Consider the following 18,745-nt stretch of genomic DNA (forward strand, 5'->3'; position numbering starts at 1 on the left):
AATGGGATGCTATGCGTCGGAGGATATTATGCTAGAATTAACACAAGAATTTACACAATCATTATTTGATACCTATAAGGCGACTCCTAAATTTGGTGCAGTAGAAAATGCTGTGACTAAAAATGGCTTGCTTAATTCACTTGAAAATCGGGCATCACATGCTGCAAACTTACCTGTTTTTTCAATTGATTTGACAAATGATCCTGTCAGTAATCAAAAACAATCTGGCCGTTGCTGGATGTTTGCTGCCTTAAATACATTTCGTCATAAAATTTTAACAGAATTTAAACTTGAAAATTTTGAATTATCACAAGCCTATACATTTTTCTGGGATAAGTATGAGAAATCAAACTGGTTTCTAGAACAAATTATTGGCACGAGTGATCTTGAACTTGGTGATCGAAAATTAAAATTTTTGCTTGATGTGCCACAACAAGATGGTGGACAATGGGATATGGTTGTGGCACTTTTCCAAAAATATGGTGTCGTACCCAAAGCGATCTATCCAGAATCAATCTCATCTAGTGCTAGCCGAGAACTCAATCAATATTTAAATAAATTATTACGTCAAGATGCGCAAATTTTACGTGAGTTGATCAAAACAGGTGGTGACGTAGCAGCTAAAAAAGCTGAGTTGTTACAAGAAGTTTTTAATTACTTGTCGATGACATTAGGCTTGCCACCACAAGCATTTGAGTTTGAGTATCGTGATAAAGATAACGCATTTCATAAATTATCTCATGTGACACCACAAGCGTTTTATGATCAGTTTGTGAATCTCAATCTAGATGATTATGTGAGTGTGATCAATGCACCAACTGCAGACAAACCTTATAATCAATCTTATACAGTTGAATTTTTAGGCAATGTCGTTGGTGCGCGTGATGTTAAACATTTGAATGTCGATATGGAGCGCTTTAAACAATTAGCTATCGAACAACTGCAAGCCGGTGAAACAGTCTGGTTTGGCTGTGATGTTGGACAAGAGTCAAATCGTAAAGATGGTCTTTTAACACTAGATGCGTACGATTTTTCAGCCATGGATATCGCCTTTACACAAGATAAAGCAAGTCGACTAGATTATTCTGAGTCTTTGATGACACATGCAATGGTGTTAACTGGCGTTGATTTAGATGATACTGGCTATCCACTAAAATGGAAGGTGGAAAACTCATGGGGAGATGCTGTCGGGAAAAAAGGTTACTTCACAGCATCTGATGCTTGGATGGATGAATATACCTATCAAATCGTCATCAGAAAAGACTTTTTGAATGACGTAGAACTAACAGCCTATGACGCACAGCCAATTTCTCTATTGCCGTGGGATCCTATGGGTGCACTTGCATCAAGATAACAATCAGTAAAAAAGAACTAGTTTTTATCTAGTTCTTTTTTTCGTTATGAAGCCTATTTTATTTTAGGGAATTGAGCAGTTTTTTGTGATATTCGAAGAATGCCTTTATTATCCTTATCAAGGATTAATAATCACTCGTGTTCCTACAGGAAGCACCCCTAAATTAGCCTGTTGATATAACCAGTGGCTATCAGCTACTGATAATCGAACGCAATTAGATTTTAAATAAGTCCTAATTAGATTTTAAATAAGTCCTATTTTTCGAGATACTTGTTTCTATAGACAAATTTGTAAATTTTGTTAAATCAGGATAATTCATCACTTCAGAAGAAAGTTGCCAATAATCCCCCGTCAAATGTCGCATCGGTGAAGTAGTATGTTTTTTTATATTTTTTGATGTTGATGTTTTATGAGCTTTTGCTGCAGCAGTATCAGATTGATGGTTAGTACATGCTGTTTAAGAAAGTAGTATCATGACAATAAAACTAATTGAAATAATTTTTTCATCAGGTCCTTCTTAAATTTTTTTATGTTAGTGAAAAGATAGTTGGTATATGATGTATTACTTTTTAGTTTGCTGATGGATAATCGTTGCAAACTATTAAGATTTAAAAATCTATCAGTATCGCTTGATTAATGTTGTATGTTGAGTTTAGTATTAATGAGTTACCAATCTGTTCAGTTTGATTGCCCATTCCTCAGCATTTGCAACCCCTATAATTAATCTTTTGAACTTTTCGTTACGTAATGCAATGACTATGGGTGTTTCAGTTCTAGTCACGTTCCAAAAATTCTTTTCTTTTTTTGAAATAAAAGTACCAGACCATTTACTAAAGGTTGCAAGTCCAAGCAGTCTAATTCCTTTACGTTCATTTGTAATCTTTTTATCGATAGATACACTTATGATATTTTTAAATGGTATTTCAATTTTATTTGTAAAAGACCATATTTTATCCAACCCCTTTGGTTCAATAATTAGTCTATCTTTTTCAATAGTTAACAGGTTCATTTCTATACCTCGTAATTCATTTATGCAAATTATCTAATTCCAGCTTACATATATATCGGAATATGTGTTTAAAGAACTGTGATAGTCTACAAATCACATTTGTTGTAATCTAACAAGAGCATTGGCTAAGTAGATGAGTTTTTTATTAGGCTCTAAAAATTTATCAATAGCAGTTAGCGAGACGTTATTCATTTTACCTACTTTTAATAATGTATCAATTCATTTTAGTTGTGAAGTACTTTAATATCTTGGACAAGTTATCAAAATACGATTGCAACAAAAAAGTCCCAACTAGCCAAAATAAAGATTTTAAACTTAGCAGAGAAACTCTTGCAAGGCTTTACTTTACTCATAGTTTAACAAAAGTATGAAAGTTACACAAATGAGAAGGACAAGATGCTCTTAGGGATTAAATAATTTTAAATAAACCGTAAAACTAGATGTGTTATTTTTGACCTAGCTGTGAATGTATGGAAGAGTTATGTCGGGATAAGAAGTTATTGATAGTATACATCAACTAAAAGTAGCTATTCGTTTTATTTTTTTATTGTTTAGTGCTATACTATAATCTATCATCAAGAAATGAGGAGAATATTGTGAAACAAGATGAGAGGTTTAATGAATTAGCTGAACAATTTTTTAAGATAAATAACCAGTTGACTAAAATACAACATAAGCCTATTAATATCAAAGATGATATTAATATCAGTACCAGTCAGCTACATTTACTGGAGATGATTGCTAAATATCCTAAGCTAACTATCACCTCTCTTGCAACTTGTTTAGGTGTCACAAAAGGAAATATTTCTCAGCAGATACCAAAATTATTAAGTCTGGACTTGATTACTATCGTTCAAAAAAAAGAAAACAAAAAAAACAAAGCAGTGCTGATTACCTCCTTAGGCGAATCAGTACTAGCGTCTCATAATAGTTTACATGAGGCTTTATATCGATCCATCACAAATGATCTGTCGGCATTTTCTAGCGATCAAATTGGGATATTAATAGACATTTTTCAAAAAATAGCTTTGAGTATAGATGAATACCAGCTCATGTTTCAACAAAAGGAGGCCGAATATGGAAATAGTGATAAATCATAAATTAATCTCTAAAGAAGAAATAGACAAATGGGAATTAAAGCGTTTGAGGTATGAGTATAACTTTTTGATAAAAAAGGGATTTAGATTAAATCCTGACTTGTTATCCTTAGCGCATATTGATCAAGCTAGGGAAGCATTAGGGAGAATGAAATCTTCTCAAGATCCTGAAGTATTTCGAAGTTTACTAAAAAAACGGTATACATTCGGAAATTTCGTCTCAAAAATTGCAGCTAAGCTCTCAAGAGGGAACAGAAAGTTTAGTATGGCTGAACTGATAATTCAGCATACTGATATGACCCCTGAGGAAGTCATGGAAAAGATAGAAACCATCATGTTAGTCAATAGTGCTGAGCATCTATTTATGAATTTAGCTACAAATCCGGATCATTTTGTCTTAACTGCTACAGATAAAAATAGACAAGAAGTGATTGAATATACAGGGGGATCGCCTTTACCAACTAGATTTTTTGCGCATTATGGGGATGTTCAGGGCTTGCGGTCTAGTTTGAGTCAAGACTATCAAGTGCAAGCCGCTGGCACTGCAAAGCTTGAAGATGGTACGATTATTGGTGGCGTGCGGCACCAAATAAAGCAAGAAAAAGATGGGTTGCGTTTTAAAGCATTGGTAGAATTTCCATCAGTTCTACCGCGTTATATGATCAGAAAACATCAATACCATTTGGCTTGTGAATTTAGAAGATGGATTGGCTATGTCATCAACGCGTAACGATGGTCTGCTTTTTTTGTCATCTATTAATGTTTAAGTCACGAGGCGGTGGTTTACGGCGGTCGCATTGAACTCCATTGTTTTTTATTGTGTACCCTATTTTTAACAATTGCTTAACAAGCGAGTTGTGCCCCCTATTGCGGTTTAGTGAGCTTGCGTGGTATAATCACAAGATGAAGACATTTGATACTTTAAATATTAGTCATAAAACAAAGCAAGCATTGACTGCGCTGAATTATATTGAACCTACGCAAGTACAGGAGTCTGTGATTAGTGAGATGATCGCAGGTCATGACCTACTTGTTAAATCACAGACAGGTAGTGGTAAAACAGCTGCATTTGCTATTCCAATCGTGGAAAGCATTGCTTGGGAAGAACGCCGCCCTCAGGTACTTGTACTTGCCCCAACGAGAGAGTTAGCATCACAAATTAGCGAAGAAATTTTTAATATTGGCCGTTTCAAACGTATTAAGGTTGAAACGTTAATCGGCCATGCTTCTTTTCAAGCACAAGCCCGTAATTTGAAGGAACGCACACATGTTGTCGTTGCCACACCTGGTAGATTATTGGATCATATCGAACAAGGGACGATTCAGCTAGGGTTAGTGAAACTGATGGTACTCGATGAAGTTGATGAGATGCTTAGCATGGGGTTCATGGATCAAGTTGATGCCATCTTTGATGCCTTGTCAAGTCGACCACAAGTGGCACTGTTTTCGGCCACATTACCTCAGGAAGTAAAAGATATCGCCGATTTTTATGTCAAAAATCCTACTGTAGTCGAAGTGGAGGCAACCAACGCCGTATCAAAACGAATTAATCAGTCTTTCTACTTAGTAGACCAAGCAGATAAGCTTGAAAGCCTTTATCAGCTACTGGTCATTGAAAATCCAGATTCAGCGATTATTTTTGCCAATACTCGCGCTGCTGTTGATGATATTTCGACATTTTTACAGCAAAAAAATGTGAATACTGAAACCTTACATGGCGGAATGGAACAACGTGATAGAACTCGGGTTATCAATGACTTTAAGCATAATTATTTCCGCTATTTGATTGCAACTGATGTTGCAGCACGTGGGATTGATGTGGCAGATATTGCAGTTGTCTATAACTATGATCTACCTGACAATCCAGATGCCTATACACATCGCATCGGTCGCTCAGCACGTTTTGAAAAAACAGGACAAGCGATTGCTTTAGTGAGCCCTGCGCAACGCAGTGATTTTGCTAAAATCGAGCAAGCTCAAAAGCTACTTGGTGCATCAATAGTTGAGATGCAGCTGCCAAGTATCAGTTTAGTTGATAAACGTCTTTCGTCCTTTATCGCCAAACAAAATCGTGCCTTAGTGTTAAAAAAAGATAAGAATACGCTGTTTAAAGACGAGATTATGAAACTGCATATTAATGCAGGCAAGAAGACAAAACTCAGAGCTGGTGATGTCGTGGGTGCAATTACGAGTATTCCAGGGATCACGGGTGATGATGTTGGCGTGATTTCGATTGTTGATGTGTCGACTTTTGTCGAAATTTTAAATGGCAAAGGCGCCAAAGTATTAAAGGCGTTGCAAACTGAAAAAATTAAGGGTAGAGTTCGTAAAGTATCACGAGCAAATGCGGGGAAATATGAGTAAACGCATAGCCTATCTGAGGATTGAGGGATTGTCTTAGGGTTAAAGATTAGCTAAAGTATCACTCGTAGAGTTCTTATCAGACTGAATCAAGTTAAGCTAATATCCCTGAAAGCAAGTAAAGACTTAATTTAGCTTACCTAAGTTAAGTCTTTTTGCTATAATGAGTTTATGGAAAATATAAAAAAAATAGTTGGTATTGAGGCAGCAAAATTTGTCAAGGATGGTATGATTGTCGGGCTAGGGACGGGATCTACTGCTGCTTTTTTTGTTGAAGAATTGGGACGTCGTGTTGCACAAGAAAATCTACAGATTACGGGTGTGACAACGTCTAGTGTGACGAGTGAGCAGGCCAAACGTCTTGGGATAGCATTAAAAGATATCGATGATGTTGCCTATATCGATTTAACTGTTGATGGAGCTGATGAAGTAGACCTTGATTTAAATGGTATCAAGGGTGGCGGCGCAGCACTTTTGATGGAAAAAATTGTTGCAACGTATAGTAAAGATTATATTTGGATTGCAGATGACTCTAAGATGGTCAAACATTTGGGGGCATTTCCTTTGCCAGTAGAGGTCGTTACTTTTGGTAGTGGACAAGTATTTAGATTGTTTGAGACATTAGGTTTTAATCCTAGATTACGTGTGGATGCTAATGACGTAGCAGTTGTTACAGATATGGGCAATTACATCATTGATTTACATATGAAGGAAATAAAAGAACCGCAACGTCTAGCCAAATTATTAGATGAGACAGTTGGCGTCGTAGAGCACGGGTTATTTAATGATATGGTAAAAACAGTTATTGTTGGTAGTGCAGATGGCAATGTGAAGATAATCACAAATAACTTGTAATCGTTTCCAAAATAATGTAAAATGGATGTTAAAGTGATCAATCAACTAGATATTTCACGAGCTAGTGCTGGTTTTGAGGTGATCCTTGTAGCAGTTGTCATTATTTAGAAAAGAGTATTGTTAAGGTATGTACACACCAGAAGAAATTTTAGAACAAACTGCAATAACTGCAGTCGTTAAAGTAAACAAACCATTACTAACTAAAGTAATATTGGGTTTTATCGGTGGGGCGATGATTTCTTTAGGGTATCTAGCCTATCTACGGGTCGGTGGTGGTATCGTTGGGGCAGCAGTTTTTCCTGTTGGTTTAATTGTGATTTTACTTGCAGGAGGAGAGCTGATAACTGGCAATATGATGGCAGTTGCAGTTGGGTATTTTAAAAAACGTGTGACATTATCAGAGTTACTAAAAAATTGGTTTATCATCACAGTAGCTAATGTTTTAGGTGCTATATTCGTTGCTTATGCGTTTGGCGTATTGGCAGGTACGCTTACCTCAGGTGCTCCGCTCAAAGAAGCCGTTCATGTTGCCCAAGGCAAATTAGATGCTAATTTTTTGACATCCTTTTTTTCTGGGATTGGCTGTAATTGGTTTGTTGGATTAGCGGTATGGTTGAGCTATGGTGCTAAAGATTTTTCAGGAAAAATACTTGCCATCTGGTTTCCTGTGATGACGTTTGTCGCGATTGGGTTTCAGCATAGTGTTGCAAATAGCTTTTTAATTCCGTTTATTATTTTTATAGGTCATGCGAGTTGGCTGGATTTTGTAGCGAATTTTATTCCTGTTTACTTAGGTAATATTGTGGGTGGTGCAATTTTAATCTCATTATTTTATACACTAGCTTATCAAAAGCATGAAAGATAAAAAAACTGTCGATTGACAGTTTTTTATTATAATGAATTGAGATAGTCTTGCCATACTTGAATGCCCCATTTGTGGCTACCTCTTTTTAATTTAGTGATCGCGATATCAACAGGAAACCAATCAATATGATTAAAATCTTCAAGTGGTGCCCCTAACACTTCGTAATCAATTGTTTCATAAATATAGGCTGGATTATAGTAATAGGTATCACGATGAGATGAATAGAAGTACTCATCTGCTTGACCAAGATATTTACCTAATTTAGCTTTAGCACCAAGCTCTTCATGTAATTCTCGAACGAGTGCTTTTTTGTGATCTTCACCAGCCTCTATTTCACCACCAGGTAAGAAATAAGCGCCATTTGGAGCTTGTACAAGACAAATCTCAGAATTATTGTGTCGTGATACAATACCATAGACGCCATAACGTGCTTGATATTGTTTATGGTCAAGTTTGCTGCCAAAAGTTGGGATCATATTCTTTTCTCCGTTAATTTTCTTAAGTCTATTCTATCAAATTTTGATAAAATTTGATAAAATAAATTAAGTTAAGTTAGGTAAATGATAGTGTTTGTGTAAAATGCTAATGAAAAAGATAACAGTAGGCGTTTGATATGAGAAATAAATCAAACCCTATATCAGATGAGTCTGACAAAAGGCTTATTTTATCGAGTGATTTGGAGATAGTCGTAAAGTGAAGAAGATAAATTTTAGTAAAATAATTATCATGGCATTGATCATGATGATTGCTGCCTGTATTGCTATCTTAGTGTCAGCACAGCATTATAAGGAAAAAAGATCCCCCTCTGCCATGAGTGTCGTAATTAATGAAAGTGTCGGTGGCATTGATCGGGTGATTGGCGTTCCTTTTAATTTTTTCCAAAATAAATTAAGTGATTTAGGTCATTTTATGGCAACGTATGAACAAAATGCCAGTTTGAGTAAACAAGTCACTAAATTATCGGATGATTCGAGTGACGTTAGTAGTCTTAAAGCAGAAAATAAGGCACTCAAATCAGCTCTGGCTTTACAAAACACGTTGACAAACTACGATAAACTTTCAGCTAATGTCATTGTTAGAAGTCCTAATGCTTGGAATGATACGATGACTATTGACAAAGGGAAATCAGATGACTTAGCCCAAGATATGATAGTGATGAGTAATGGTGGGGTTGTTGGACGAGTTGTACAGGTCAACCAAACAACATCGAAAGTCGCACTTTTAACATCTGATAAAGCCTTAGAGAGCAAAATTCCAGTTAGACTTGGGACTGCAGAAAATCCTGCATTTGGCCTAATTACTGGGTACGATGCACAACAAAATGCTTTTATTGTGACACAAATTTCATCTGATCTCAAATTTAACAAAGGAGACGCTGTAGTAACATCAGGTTTAGGTGGTAATTCACCAGCAGATTTGAATGTTGGTGAAATCATTGGTGAAAAACCAAATACTAAAAGTGTCGATCGCGAAGTTTATGTGAAACCAGCTGGACAATTTAGTAACATGCAATTTGCCTTTGTGATTAAGCGTGGCTTACAATAAAAACAACTTTCTGTAATAAAAAGTTGTGCAAACGATAGTTGACTAGAGATAGTAAAGGTTCACTCTAGTCAACTATCGTTAGGCCGACTACTAGTCGGTTAACTTTATCAGTAATGCAGACGTTTTATTGCCAAAGCAATCTAAGTAAACAATACGATATAGCGCAAGTGATGTTACTTATCTTGTGCCAAGTACTACTTAGCTTACTTTATAAAAAAAAGTTGAGCAAGACTGATTTTATGTTGGGAAGGACCAAATTTGAGTAGAATTGCATTCCAATTTTTGACCCCATTTATTTTGTTATTAAGTATGTTATTGGACGGTCAAATGACACAATTATTGAGTCACCATGCGTTGATGATTACCTCATGTTTATTTTTGATTTTTTTGACATACAGTATCTTGCAACATAGCTATCGTTATATGATTATCGTGGCTTTTGTAATGGGTGTTATCTATGATAGCTATTATATAGGAGTTTATGGTATAGCCAGTCTTTTGTTTCCACTGATTGTGCTGTTTGTCTATAATATCAGAAAGACAGTTTTTGAAAATAGATTGACACGTATCTTTACAATTATTATTATTGTATCTGCATTTGAGTTTTTTTCAGCAGTCATGATGTGGGCATTTCAATTATCTAATTTTAATTTCGGTGAATATATCATTTATGAGATGGCGCCAAGTCTTGCGTTAAATATCTGTTACGCACTACTACTGCAGTTTCCACTAGAACGTTTTTATGGTATGACAAAAGCATACGAAACATTACAAAAAAACACTAAATTGTAACAATGTTGTAACATAATATAAGCTATGAAAGCGTATAATGAATTTTGAAGCTAGTTATTTTAGCTAATTTGAGGAGAAAAACGTTAAAATATGAAGAAAAGACTTATCTCGGCGGTTTTATTATCTACCGTTATCTTATCGACAGTATCGGCAACATTCACAGTTTCTGCAGATGACACAGATGCTAAAATTGCTGCACAAGATGCTAAAATTGCCTCGACAAAGAGTGCTGAATCATCAGCACAAGCAGAAGTATCTACTATCCAATCACAAGTTGATAGTTTAAAATCAAAACAAGACAAACTTAAAAATGATACAGCAGATTTATTAAAAGAATCTCAAAAACTACAAGTTAAAATTTTATCTTTAACTAAAGAAATTGCAGAACGTGATGAGTCTCTTAAAGCACAAGCAAGATCAGCACAAACTGATGGTGCTGCAACATCATACGTTGATGCAGTTGTGAGCTCTAAGTCGCTTTCAGATGTTGTGACACGTATCTCAGCTATGAGAACAATTGTTAAAGCAAATGATGATATGCTTAAACAACAAGAAGCAGCTAAAAAAGAACTTGACGAATCAGTTAAATCTAACCAAGCTAAAGTAGATGAAGGTTATAAATTAATTGATGAAATGGACGCTCAAGCTAAAACGCTTGATACACGTCAAGCTGAGCTTAAAGTTGCACAATTGAACTTGTCAGCTGAACGTGCATCTGCTGAAGGTGAAAAACAATCACTTTTAGATCAAAAAGCAGCAGCACAACAACAAGCAGCCCAAGCAGCAGCAGCAGAAAAAGCTTATAACGATCAAGTAAAAGCAGCAGCAACAACAAATGCGGATACAACTGCAGCTATTAACACAAACACTAATACTAACACAAATACAAACACAAACACAAACACTGATGGTGGTGGTAGTGCAACACCAACACCACAACCTACACCACAGCCAACACCAACACCAACACCACAGCCTACACCAACACCACAGCCAAGTAACAATACTTACCCTGTAGGACAGTGTACTTGGAGCGCTAAAGTCTTAGCACCTTGGGCTGGTAACAACTGGGGTAACGGAGGCCAATGGGCTGCTTCAGCAGCAGCAGCAGGCTTCAGCACAGGTAGTCAACCACGTGTTGGTGCAATTGCATCATGGAACGATGGTGGCTATGGTCACGTAGCAGTTGTAACAGCTGTTCAAAGTGCAACAAGTATTCAAGTTAGCGAATGTAACTATGCAGGTAACCAAAGTATTGGTAACTATCGTGGATGGTTCAATCCAACGAATTGCCAAGGTTCAGTAACTTACATTTACCCATAAATCGATTAACCTATAACCTATAACAGATAACTGTTATAACGTGATCATATGAAGTAGTAAAACTAAGTTTTACTGCTTTTTTTGTATCAAATTTAGGGTCTGTCCCTTTAAGAGGTGATAAATATGGTTATATTTAAAATTTATACAGTAAGATGTGATTATTTGTTTGTTAGGTGTTCTATTTTTTCTTCTATTTCAGAGGCTAAGATAGATATTTTTTAAAAAATAAAAGGCAGATTATATCTACTATGAAGTACATATTGTCTATTATTGTATTTGAACTTAATCTAATAAAATGGTAGAATTAAAGGAAGTATTCTGTTTTAGAACAAGTGCTAAAATGATCTAGGAGAAAAAATGGCTAACATTATTCAAAATTTAATTGAAAATGATAAAAAACAGTTAAAAAAATTACATAAAATGGCTGAAAAAGTTGAAGCGTATGAAGTTGACTTTGCAGCATTGCCTGATGAAGTACTTCAAGCAAAAACAGCCGAATTCAAAACACGTTATCAAAACGGTGAAACGTTAGACGACCTGCTTTATGAAGTATTTGCAGTCGCTCGTGAAGGTGCTAAACGCGTACTGGGTCTTTTTCCTTACCATGTTCAAATTATGGGTGGGATCGTTTTGCATAATGGTGATGTACCTGAAATGAGAACCGGTGAAGGTAAAACGTTGACCGCAACTATGCCTGTGTATCTAAACGCAATCGCTGGTGAAGGTGTGCATGTTGTGACAGTTAATGAATACCTTTCTGCACGTGATGCGACTGAGATGGGTGAACTTTATAACTGGCTTGGCTTAACTGTAGGGATTAATTCAGCTACTAAGTCTGCAGCTGAAAAACGTGAAGCCTATGCGTGTGATATCACGTACTCAACTAACTCAGAATTAGGTTTTGATTATCTGCGTGATAATATGGTGACAACATTTGAAGAAATGTCACAACGTCCACTAAGTTTTGCCTTAGTTGATGAGGTCGATTCTATTTTAATTGATGAAGCTAGAACACCTTTGATTATTTCTGGTCAGGCAGAAAGTTCTAGTGCACTTTATTATCGTGCAGATCAGTTCGCAAAACAGTTGAATGGTCGTGAAGACTACGAAGAAGGCGATGATTATAAGATTGATCTTCAGTCTAAAACAATTGGGTTAACAGAAGAAGGAATCGATAAAGCAGAAAAATTCTTTGCTATCGATAACTTATATGACTTAGAAAATGCTGCATTAACGCATTATGTCGATAATGCATTGCGCGCTAATTATATCATGTTGCATGATTTTGACTACATGGTTGACGAAAATAAAGAAGTTTTGATTGTTGACCAATTTACAGGTCGTGCTATGGAAGGTAGACGTTTTTCTGACGGCCTACACCAAGCGATTGAAGCTAAAGAAGCTGTGCCGATTCAAGACGAATCTAAAACGATGGCATCAATCACCTATCAAAACTATTTCCGTATGTATAAAAAACTCGCAGGAATGTCTGGTACTGCTAAAACAGAGGCAGAAGAATTCCGTGAGATTTATAATATGCAAATCATCCCAATACCAACGAATGTACCGGTTATTCGGGAAGATCATCCAGACTTGTTATATCCAACGATTGAATCTAAATTTACAGCAGTTGTCGCTGATGTTAAAGACCGTCATGATAAAGGGCAACCTATCTTAATTGGTACAGTTGGTGTAGAAACATCCGAAGTGATTTCTAAACGATTAGTACAAGCTGGTATTCCGCATGAAGTCTTAAATGCTAAAAACCACTTTAGAGAAGCACAAATTATCATGAATGCCGGCCAAAAAGGTGCAGTTACGATCGCAACCAATATGGCTGGTCGTGGTACCGATATTAAACTCGGTGCGGGTGTTGTAGATCATCCAGAAGCTGAGTATAGAGGTCTTGCTGTTATCGGGACTGAACGTCATGAATCTCGCCGTATAGATAATCAGTTACGTGGACGTTCTGGTCGTCAAGGTGACCCAGGTATTTCTCAGTTTTATTTGTCATTAGAAGATGATTTGATGCGTCGTTTTGGTAGTGAGCGTGTTGCTGCTATTTTAGATCGTTTCAAACTAGAAGGTGAAGATGCGGTGATAAAATCACGCATGATCACAAATCAAATCGAAGCGTCTCAAAAACGAGTTGAGGGGAATAACTATGATTCTCGTAAACAAGTCTTGCAATATGATGATGTAATCCGTGAGCAACGTGAAGTTATCTATAAGCAACGCTATGAAGTGATTACTGCTGACAAGGATATGACCCCGCAATTATTAGGGATGTTCAAACGTACAATCGACAGATTAGTTGATGGGCAAGCGCCATTAGGCAAATTAGATGAGACGGGCACACAGGATTTAATTGTCCAAGTTGAGAGTAACTTGTTACCAGATGGGGCAATTACTACAGCTGAAATTGATAAATTGAACTTAGATGAAATCAAAGTTTTGATTTTTGAGAAAGTCAAACTTGTCTATGCTGAACAGATGGAAAAATTATCTGACTCAGAACGTCAGTTAAGTTTCCAACAAGCTGTTATTCTTAGAACAGTTGATACAAACTGGTCAGATCATATCGACCAATTAGATCAAATGCGCCAAAGTGTCGGCTTACGTGGCTATGCACAAAACAATCCACTTGTAGAATATCAACAAGAAGCTTTTGCTATGTTTAATAATATGATCGGTGCGATTGAGTTTGAAGTAACACGTTTGATGATGAAAGCACAAATACATCCACAAACAACGATTCAGCAAGAAAACGGGCCTAAAATTGTCACAACGGCATCTCAAGAAAATCTAACGACTGTGGCTGCAGCTAAAACTGCAGATACTGAATTTGATTTTTCAAAAGTTGGTCGTAATGAGATTTGTCCATGTGGTTCTGGTAAGAAATTTAAGAATTGTCACGGACGTGCAGGTGCGCTTTAAGCTGAACGACATGATTAGAAAATTGAAAGTATAAAAATGACATTTAAACCATTATCGAAAAAGTTAGAAATAGAAGATATCAAAGAATTAGGTAAACTCTCTGAGGCTACAAAAGCATTAAAAGCTAGTCGCGATTTAGAATTAGAGGCAATTATCAAAGGTGAAGATGATAGAGTCTTGTTGGTCATCGGCCCATGTTCATCTGATAATGAAGAAGCTGCACTTGAATATGCTAGACGTTTAGCTAAACTTCAAGAAGAAGTTAAAGATAAAATCTTTATGGTGATGCGTGTTTATACGGCAAAACCTCGTACAAATGGTGATGGCTATAAAGGGCTAATCCACCAACCTGATGCAACAGCACAACCTAATTTATTAAATGGGATCAAAGCTGTTCGTGAATTGCATTATAAAGTCATTACTGAGACAGGCTTGACGACAGCAGATGAGATGCTCTATCCTGAAAATCTTCGTATTATTGATGATTTAGTCAGCTATATTGCTGTAGGTGCACGTTCTGTTGAAAATCAACAACACCGATTTGTTGCCTCAGGTATTGATGTACCTGTTGGGTTGAAAAATCCAACATCTGGTAACCTTAACGTGATGTTTAATGGTATCTACGCTGCGCAATCCCCACAAAACTTTTTGTTTAACCGTACTGAAGTAGAAACTGAAGGAAATCCTTTAGCTCATGCTATTTTACGTGGTGCCTTAAATGAATATGGCAAAAATATCCCTAACTATTACACAGATAACTTGTTAGATACGATTGCAAGCTATGATAAGATGGGGCTTGCTAATCCATTCATCATGATTGATACGAATCACGATAATTCAGGTAAGCGTTATTTAGAACAAATTCGTATTGTTCGCCAAACCTTAATTAATCGCAAATGGAATCCATTGATTCAAAAATATGTTCGTGGCTTTATGATTGAATCGTATCTAGAAGATGGTCGTCAAGATGAGCCGACTACTTTTGGTAAGTCGATTACGGATCCTTGTTTAGGATGGGATAAAACAGTTGCGTTGATCAACGAAATATATGAAACGCTTTAATACTCACGTCAGTTTAGTCGTGTTGTTAAAAAGTTAACTGATAAAAAACTGGAGTCTACTTCGGCTTTTTATTTGAGCGTATTTGTCAGAATTTTATAAAAATTAGAAGGAAATATCAAAATGGGAATTCATCAAAAGGGTAGCGTGATTAATATCGCGGAAATCAAAAAACATGCAAAATTATCAGATGACGCATTAGCTAAGAAAACTGCGCGTGATAATGAATTAATGAATATAATTAAAGGCGAAGATGACCGTGTATTATTAGTCATCGGCCCATGTTCATCTGATAATGAGGCAGCAGTATTAGATTATGCACATAGACTTGCTAGCTTACAAGAGAAAGTTAAAGACAAAATCTTTATGGTCATGCGTGTGTATACGGCTAAACCTAGAACTAATGGTGACGGCTATAAAGGATTGATGCACCAACCAGATACCTCAAAATTACCTGATTTGATCAATGGGATTCATGCTGTTCGTGATTTACACTATAAAGTCATCACACAAACAGGCTTGACAACTGCAGATGAGATGTTATATCCATCAAATTTACATATGGTAGATGACTTGGTAAGTTATCATGCCATAGGCGCTAGATCTGTTGAAGATCAAGAACACCGTTTTGTTGCTTCTGGTATTGATGTACCAACTGGTATGAAAAATCCAACTTCAGGCAATCTAAATGTTATGTTTAATGCGGTTCATGCAGCGCAAAATAAACAAAATTTCTTATATGGCAATGCAGAAGTTGACACAGATGGTAATCCGCTTGCTCATGTTATTTTACGTGGTGCAACAAATGAATATGGCGAAAACGTACCGAATTACTACTATGATGATTTACTAAAAGCAATTAATCAATACGAAAAAATGGGGCTTGCTAATCCATTTATCGTTGTAGATACAAACCATGATAACTCAGGTAAACAATTCATGGAACAAATTCGTATCGTGCGTCAAACATTAATTAATAGAGACTGGAATGAAAAGATTAAGCAAACAGTTCGTGGCTTTATGATTGAGTCATATCTTGAAGATGGTCGCCAAGATACACCAGAAGTTTATGGTAAATCAATTACAGATCCTTGTTTAGGTTGGGATAAAACACAAGAGTTGATCAATGAAATCTATGAAACGTTAACAAAATAAAAAGGCGAAAGCCTTTTTATCATCTTCTCATTGAATAAAGTAGCGTGATGTATCTGATGAAAAGTTTTGAAAAGCCAATAGTGTCAGAGTCAAAAAAATATTGTCTTTTCATTGCAAACCTTTTCATTTTGTGATAAACTTATGTTGTTATAGCTTTGCCTAATGCAAAGTTAGAAAAAATCGAAAACACTAAGGAGAATGCAATCATGGCATCTAAAGACTTTCACATCGTAGCTGAAACAGGTATCCACGCACGTCCTGCAACTTTGCTTGTTCAAGCAGCTTCAAAATTCACTTCTGATATCAACCTTGAATATAAAGGTAAATCAGTAAACCTTAAATCAATCATGGGCGTTATGTCACTTGGTGTTGGTCAAGGCGCTGACGTTACAATTTCTGCTGAAGGTGCTGACGCTGCTGACGCAATTGCTGCAATCAGCGAAACTATGACTAAAGAAGGATTGGCTGGAGAATAATCATGACAGAGAAGCTTACAGGTATTGCCGCATCTAGCGGTGTCGCAGTTGCCAAAGCTTATCTACTGGTTCAACCGGATTTGTCATTTGAGACAGTTACTGTCGAAAATACTGACAACGAAGAAGCTCGCTTGGATACTGCCCTTGAGGCCAGCACAGGCGAGCTTAACGTTATCCGAGAAAAAGCCGTAGAAAGCCTTGGAAACGAAGCAGCATCAGTTTTTGATGCACATTTGATGGTCTTGGCAGATCCAGAGATGATCGGTCAAATTAAAGAAACTATTCGTGCTAAGAAAACAAATGCTGAAACTGCGCTTAAAGAAGTAACAGATATGTTTATCGGTATTTTTGAAGGTATGGAAGATAATCCATACATGCAAGAACGCGCTGCCGATATTAAAGACGTTACAAAACGTGTACTTGCAAATCTTCTTGGTAAAAAATTACCTAGCCCAGCAACGATTGACCAAGAGGTTATCGTAGTTGCGCACGATTTGACACCTTCTGATACAGCACAGTTAGACAAAAAATTTGTTAAAGCATTTATCACAAATATTGGTGGTCGTACAAGTCACTCAGCTATTATGGCACGTACACTTGAGATCCCTGCTGTACTTGGTACAAACAATATCACGTCACTTGTGACAGATGGTCAACTTTTGGCTGTTAACGGTATTACAGGTGATGTTATTATTGAGCCAAGTGAATCTGAACAAGCAGAATTTATAGCTGCTGGTAAAACTTATGCAGATCAAAAAGCTGAGTGGGCATTACTTAAAGATGCTAAAACACTAACAGCAGATGGTAAACATTTTGAATTAGCTGCTAACATCGGTACACCTAAAGATGTTGAAGGTGTTAATCATAACGGTGGTGAAGCTGTTGGTCTTTATCGTACTGAATTCTTATACATGGATTCTCAAGATTTCCCAACTGAAGATGAGCAATTTGAAGCTTATAAAGCAGTTCTTGAAGGTATGAATGGTAAACCAGTCGTTGTTAGAACGATGGATATCGGTGGAGATAAGGAATTACCTTATTTCGACTTACCAAAAGAAATGAATCCTTTCCTTGGTTACCGTGCACTCCGTATTAGCTTATCTGAGGGTGGAGATGCGATGTTCCGTACACAAATACGTGCCTTACTTCGTGCTTCTGTTCATGGTAAATTACGCATCATGTTCCCTATGGTAGCGTTACTTACAGAATTCCGTGCAGCTAAGAAAATATTTGATGAAGAAAAAGCAAACTTAGTCTCTGAAGGTGTCGTTGTCGCTGATGATATCCAAGTTGGTATTATGATCGAAATTCCTGCAGCAGCAATGCTTGCAGACCAATTCGCTAAAGAAGTAGATTTCTTCTCAATCGGAACTAACGATCTAATCCAATATACAATGGCTGCTGACCGTATGAATGAGCAAGTTGCTTATTTATACCAACCTTACAACCCATCAATTTTGCGTTTAATTAACAATGTTGTTAAAGCAGCGCATGCTGAAGGTAAATGGGCTGGTATGTGTGGTGAAATGGCTGGAGATCAAACAGCTGTACCGCTTCTTGTGGGTATGGGACTTGATGAATTCTCTATGTCAGCTACATCAATTTTACAAACACGTAGCTTGATGAAACGTCTTGATACAACTAAGATGCAAGAATTAGCTAATAAAGCATTAACTGAATGTGGTACTTTGGAAGAAGTTGTCGCTTTAGTTGAAGCTTATACAAAATAAGAAAAATGTTCTGGTGTTCACGCATCAGAACTTTTTTCTTTAAGCAAGTAAAAACACGTGGGATCATCACGCGTGTTTTTTTTATTTTTTTCTTGATGCGGAGAAAGGGATTTGAACCCTCACACCCTAAGGATACATGCACCTGAAGCATGCGCGTCTGCCATTCCGCCACCTCCGCGTACTTGTT

General features: G+C 36.7%; 15 protein-coding genes, 1 tRNA gene and 2 pseudogenes. 15 read left to right on the forward strand and 3 right to left on the reverse strand.

The features are described 5' to 3' along the window. Positions 1-28: 28 nt before the first annotated feature. Positions 29-1,354, forward strand: a complete 1,326-nt coding sequence (gene pepC / locus RU87_RS05060) for an aminopeptidase C (protein WP_068161909.1) — start codon at positions 29-31, stop codon at positions 1,352-1,354. Positions 1,355-2,012: 658 nt separating this feature from the next. Here pepC and RU87_RS05065 read toward each other — a convergent pair. After that, positions 2,013-2,363 (reverse strand): PH domain-containing protein, encoded by a 351-nt coding sequence (locus tag RU87_RS05065; RefSeq protein WP_068161912.1) that lies wholly within the window; start codon positions 2,361-2,363, stop codon positions 2,013-2,015. A gap of 596 nt (positions 2,364-2,959) precedes the next feature. Between RU87_RS05065 and RU87_RS05070 the strand changes: the two genes are divergently transcribed. The 5 genes from RU87_RS05070 (at position 2,960) to RU87_RS05090 (ending at position 7,541) form a co-directional block, all read left to right on the forward strand. Further along, entirely contained in the window at positions 2,960-3,463 is a 504-nt protein-coding gene (locus RU87_RS05070; protein ID WP_068161914.1) for a MarR family winged helix-turn-helix transcriptional regulator, read from the forward strand. Continuing rightward, the gene (locus tag RU87_RS05075) at positions 3,441-4,190 is read left to right on the forward strand and encodes a hypothetical protein (protein ID WP_068161918.1); all 750 of its coding nucleotides are present in this window, start codon (positions 3,441-3,443) and stop codon (positions 4,188-4,190) included. Before RU87_RS05070 ends, RU87_RS05075 begins: the two co-directional genes overlap by 23 nt. A 173-nt stretch (positions 4,191-4,363) precedes the next feature. Continuing rightward, positions 4,364-5,824, forward strand: a complete 1,461-nt coding sequence (locus tag RU87_RS05080) for a DEAD/DEAH box helicase (RefSeq protein WP_068161921.1) — start codon at positions 4,364-4,366, stop codon at positions 5,822-5,824. A gap of 168 nt (positions 5,825-5,992) precedes the next feature. Continuing rightward, positions 5,993-6,676, forward strand: coding sequence for a ribose-5-phosphate isomerase RpiA (gene rpiA, locus RU87_RS05085; protein WP_068161923.1), 684 nt, complete (start codon positions 5,993-5,995; stop codon positions 6,674-6,676). 127 nt (positions 6,677-6,803) lie between these two features. Next, on the forward strand, positions 6,804-7,541 hold the full coding sequence (locus RU87_RS05090) for a formate/nitrite transporter family protein (RefSeq protein ID WP_068161926.1): 738 nt from the start codon (positions 6,804-6,806) through the stop codon (positions 7,539-7,541). A gap of 26 nt (positions 7,542-7,567) precedes the next feature. Here RU87_RS05090 and RU87_RS05095 read toward each other — a convergent pair whose 3' ends face one another. Further along, the gene (locus tag RU87_RS05095; RefSeq protein ID WP_068161928.1) at positions 7,568-8,017 is read right to left on the reverse strand and encodes an NUDIX hydrolase; all 450 of its coding nucleotides are present in this window, start codon (positions 8,015-8,017) and stop codon (positions 7,568-7,570) included. 217 nt (positions 8,018-8,234) lie between these two features. Here RU87_RS05095 and mreC point away from each other — a divergent pair, with 217 nt between their 5' ends. The 9 genes and pseudogenes from mreC (at position 8,235) to ptsP (ending at position 18,558) form a co-directional block, all read left to right on the forward strand. Continuing rightward, on the forward strand, positions 8,235-9,086 hold the full coding sequence (gene mreC, locus RU87_RS05100) for a rod shape-determining protein MreC (RefSeq protein WP_068161931.1): 852 nt from the start codon (positions 8,235-8,237) through the stop codon (positions 9,084-9,086). A 258-nt stretch (positions 9,087-9,344) separates the two neighbouring features. Continuing rightward, complete coding sequence (mreD, locus tag RU87_RS05105) at positions 9,345-9,878, forward strand: rod shape-determining protein MreD (RefSeq protein ID WP_068161932.1); 534 nt, start codon at positions 9,345-9,347, stop codon at positions 9,876-9,878. A 90-nt stretch (positions 9,879-9,968) separates the two neighbouring features. Beyond that, complete coding sequence (gene pcsB, locus RU87_RS05110; RefSeq protein WP_068161936.1) at positions 9,969-11,201, forward strand: peptidoglycan hydrolase PcsB; 1,233 nt, start codon at positions 9,969-9,971, stop codon at positions 11,199-11,201. Positions 11,202-11,558: 357 nt separating this feature from the next. Next, positions 11,559-13,949: pseudogene (secA, locus tag RU87_RS05115) on the forward strand (preprotein translocase subunit SecA); the annotation flags it as partial. Between the two features lie 99 nt (positions 13,950-14,048). Beyond that, a pseudogene (locus RU87_RS09995) lies at positions 14,049-14,138 on the forward strand (SEC-C metal-binding domain-containing protein); the annotation flags it as partial. Between the two features lie 36 nt (positions 14,139-14,174). Next, positions 14,175-15,200: a 3-deoxy-7-phosphoheptulonate synthase gene (locus RU87_RS05120; RefSeq protein ID WP_068161942.1), complete on the forward strand. Its 1,026-nt coding sequence runs from the start codon at positions 14,175-14,177 to the stop codon at positions 15,198-15,200. Positions 15,201-15,320: 120 nt separating this feature from the next. Beyond that, the gene (locus tag RU87_RS05125; protein ID WP_068161945.1) at positions 15,321-16,352 is read left to right on the forward strand and encodes a 3-deoxy-7-phosphoheptulonate synthase; all 1,032 of its coding nucleotides are present in this window, start codon (positions 15,321-15,323) and stop codon (positions 16,350-16,352) included. Positions 16,353-16,558: 206 nt separating this feature from the next. After that, a complete protein-coding gene (locus tag RU87_RS05130) occupies positions 16,559-16,828 on the forward strand; it encodes a phosphocarrier protein HPr (RefSeq protein WP_068161948.1) in 270 nt (89 codons plus the stop codon). Between the two features lie 2 nt (positions 16,829-16,830). After that, complete coding sequence (ptsP, locus tag RU87_RS05135) at positions 16,831-18,558, forward strand: phosphoenolpyruvate--protein phosphotransferase (protein ID WP_068161951.1); 1,728 nt, start codon at positions 16,831-16,833, stop codon at positions 18,556-18,558. A gap of 96 nt (positions 18,559-18,654) precedes the next feature. On the opposite strand, the gene RU87_RS05140 is transcribed toward ptsP, so the two are convergent. After that, positions 18,655-18,736 (reverse strand) — tRNA-Leu (locus RU87_RS05140). Between the last annotated feature and the right edge of the window lie 9 nt (positions 18,737-18,745).

Origin of the sequence: Pseudolactococcus plantarum (assembly GCF_002441715.1) — a bacterium.
Classification (GTDB): Bacteria; Bacillota; Bacilli; order Lactobacillales; family Streptococcaceae; genus Pseudolactococcus; species Pseudolactococcus plantarum.

What these genes read in the sequence shown, in the direction of transcription:
- pepC (WP_068161909.1), top strand. Translation starts at nt 29, where the DNA reads ATGCTAGAATTAACACAAGAATTTACACAATCATTATTTGATACCTAT.
- RU87_RS05065 (WP_068161912.1), bottom strand. Translation starts at nt 2,363, where the DNA reads ATGAACCTGTTAACTATTGAAAAAGATAGACTAATTATTGAACCAAAG.
- RU87_RS05075 (WP_068161918.1), top strand. Translation starts at nt 3,441, where the DNA reads ATGGAAATAGTGATAAATCATAAATTAATCTCTAAAGAAGAAATAGAC.
- RU87_RS05080 (WP_068161921.1), top strand. Translation starts at nt 4,364, where the DNA reads ATGAAGACATTTGATACTTTAAATATTAGTCATAAAACAAAGCAAGCA.
- rpiA (WP_068161923.1), top strand. Translation starts at nt 5,993, where the DNA reads ATGGAAAATATAAAAAAAATAGTTGGTATTGAGGCAGCAAAATTTGTC.
- RU87_RS05090 (WP_068161926.1), top strand. Translation starts at nt 6,804, where the DNA reads ATGTACACACCAGAAGAAATTTTAGAACAAACTGCAATAACTGCAGTC.
- RU87_RS05095 (WP_068161928.1), bottom strand. Translation starts at nt 8,017, where the DNA reads ATGATCCCAACTTTTGGCAGCAAACTTGACCATAAACAATATCAAGCA.
- pcsB (WP_068161936.1), top strand. Translation starts at nt 9,969, where the DNA reads ATGAAGAAAAGACTTATCTCGGCGGTTTTATTATCTACCGTTATCTTA.
- RU87_RS05120 (WP_068161942.1), top strand. Translation starts at nt 14,175, where the DNA reads ATGACATTTAAACCATTATCGAAAAAGTTAGAAATAGAAGATATCAAA.
- RU87_RS05125 (WP_068161945.1), top strand. Translation starts at nt 15,321, where the DNA reads ATGGGAATTCATCAAAAGGGTAGCGTGATTAATATCGCGGAAATCAAA.
- RU87_RS05130 (WP_068161948.1), top strand. Translation starts at nt 16,559, where the DNA reads ATGGCATCTAAAGACTTTCACATCGTAGCTGAAACAGGTATCCACGCA.
- ptsP (WP_068161951.1), top strand. Translation starts at nt 16,831, where the DNA reads ATGACAGAGAAGCTTACAGGTATTGCCGCATCTAGCGGTGTCGCAGTT.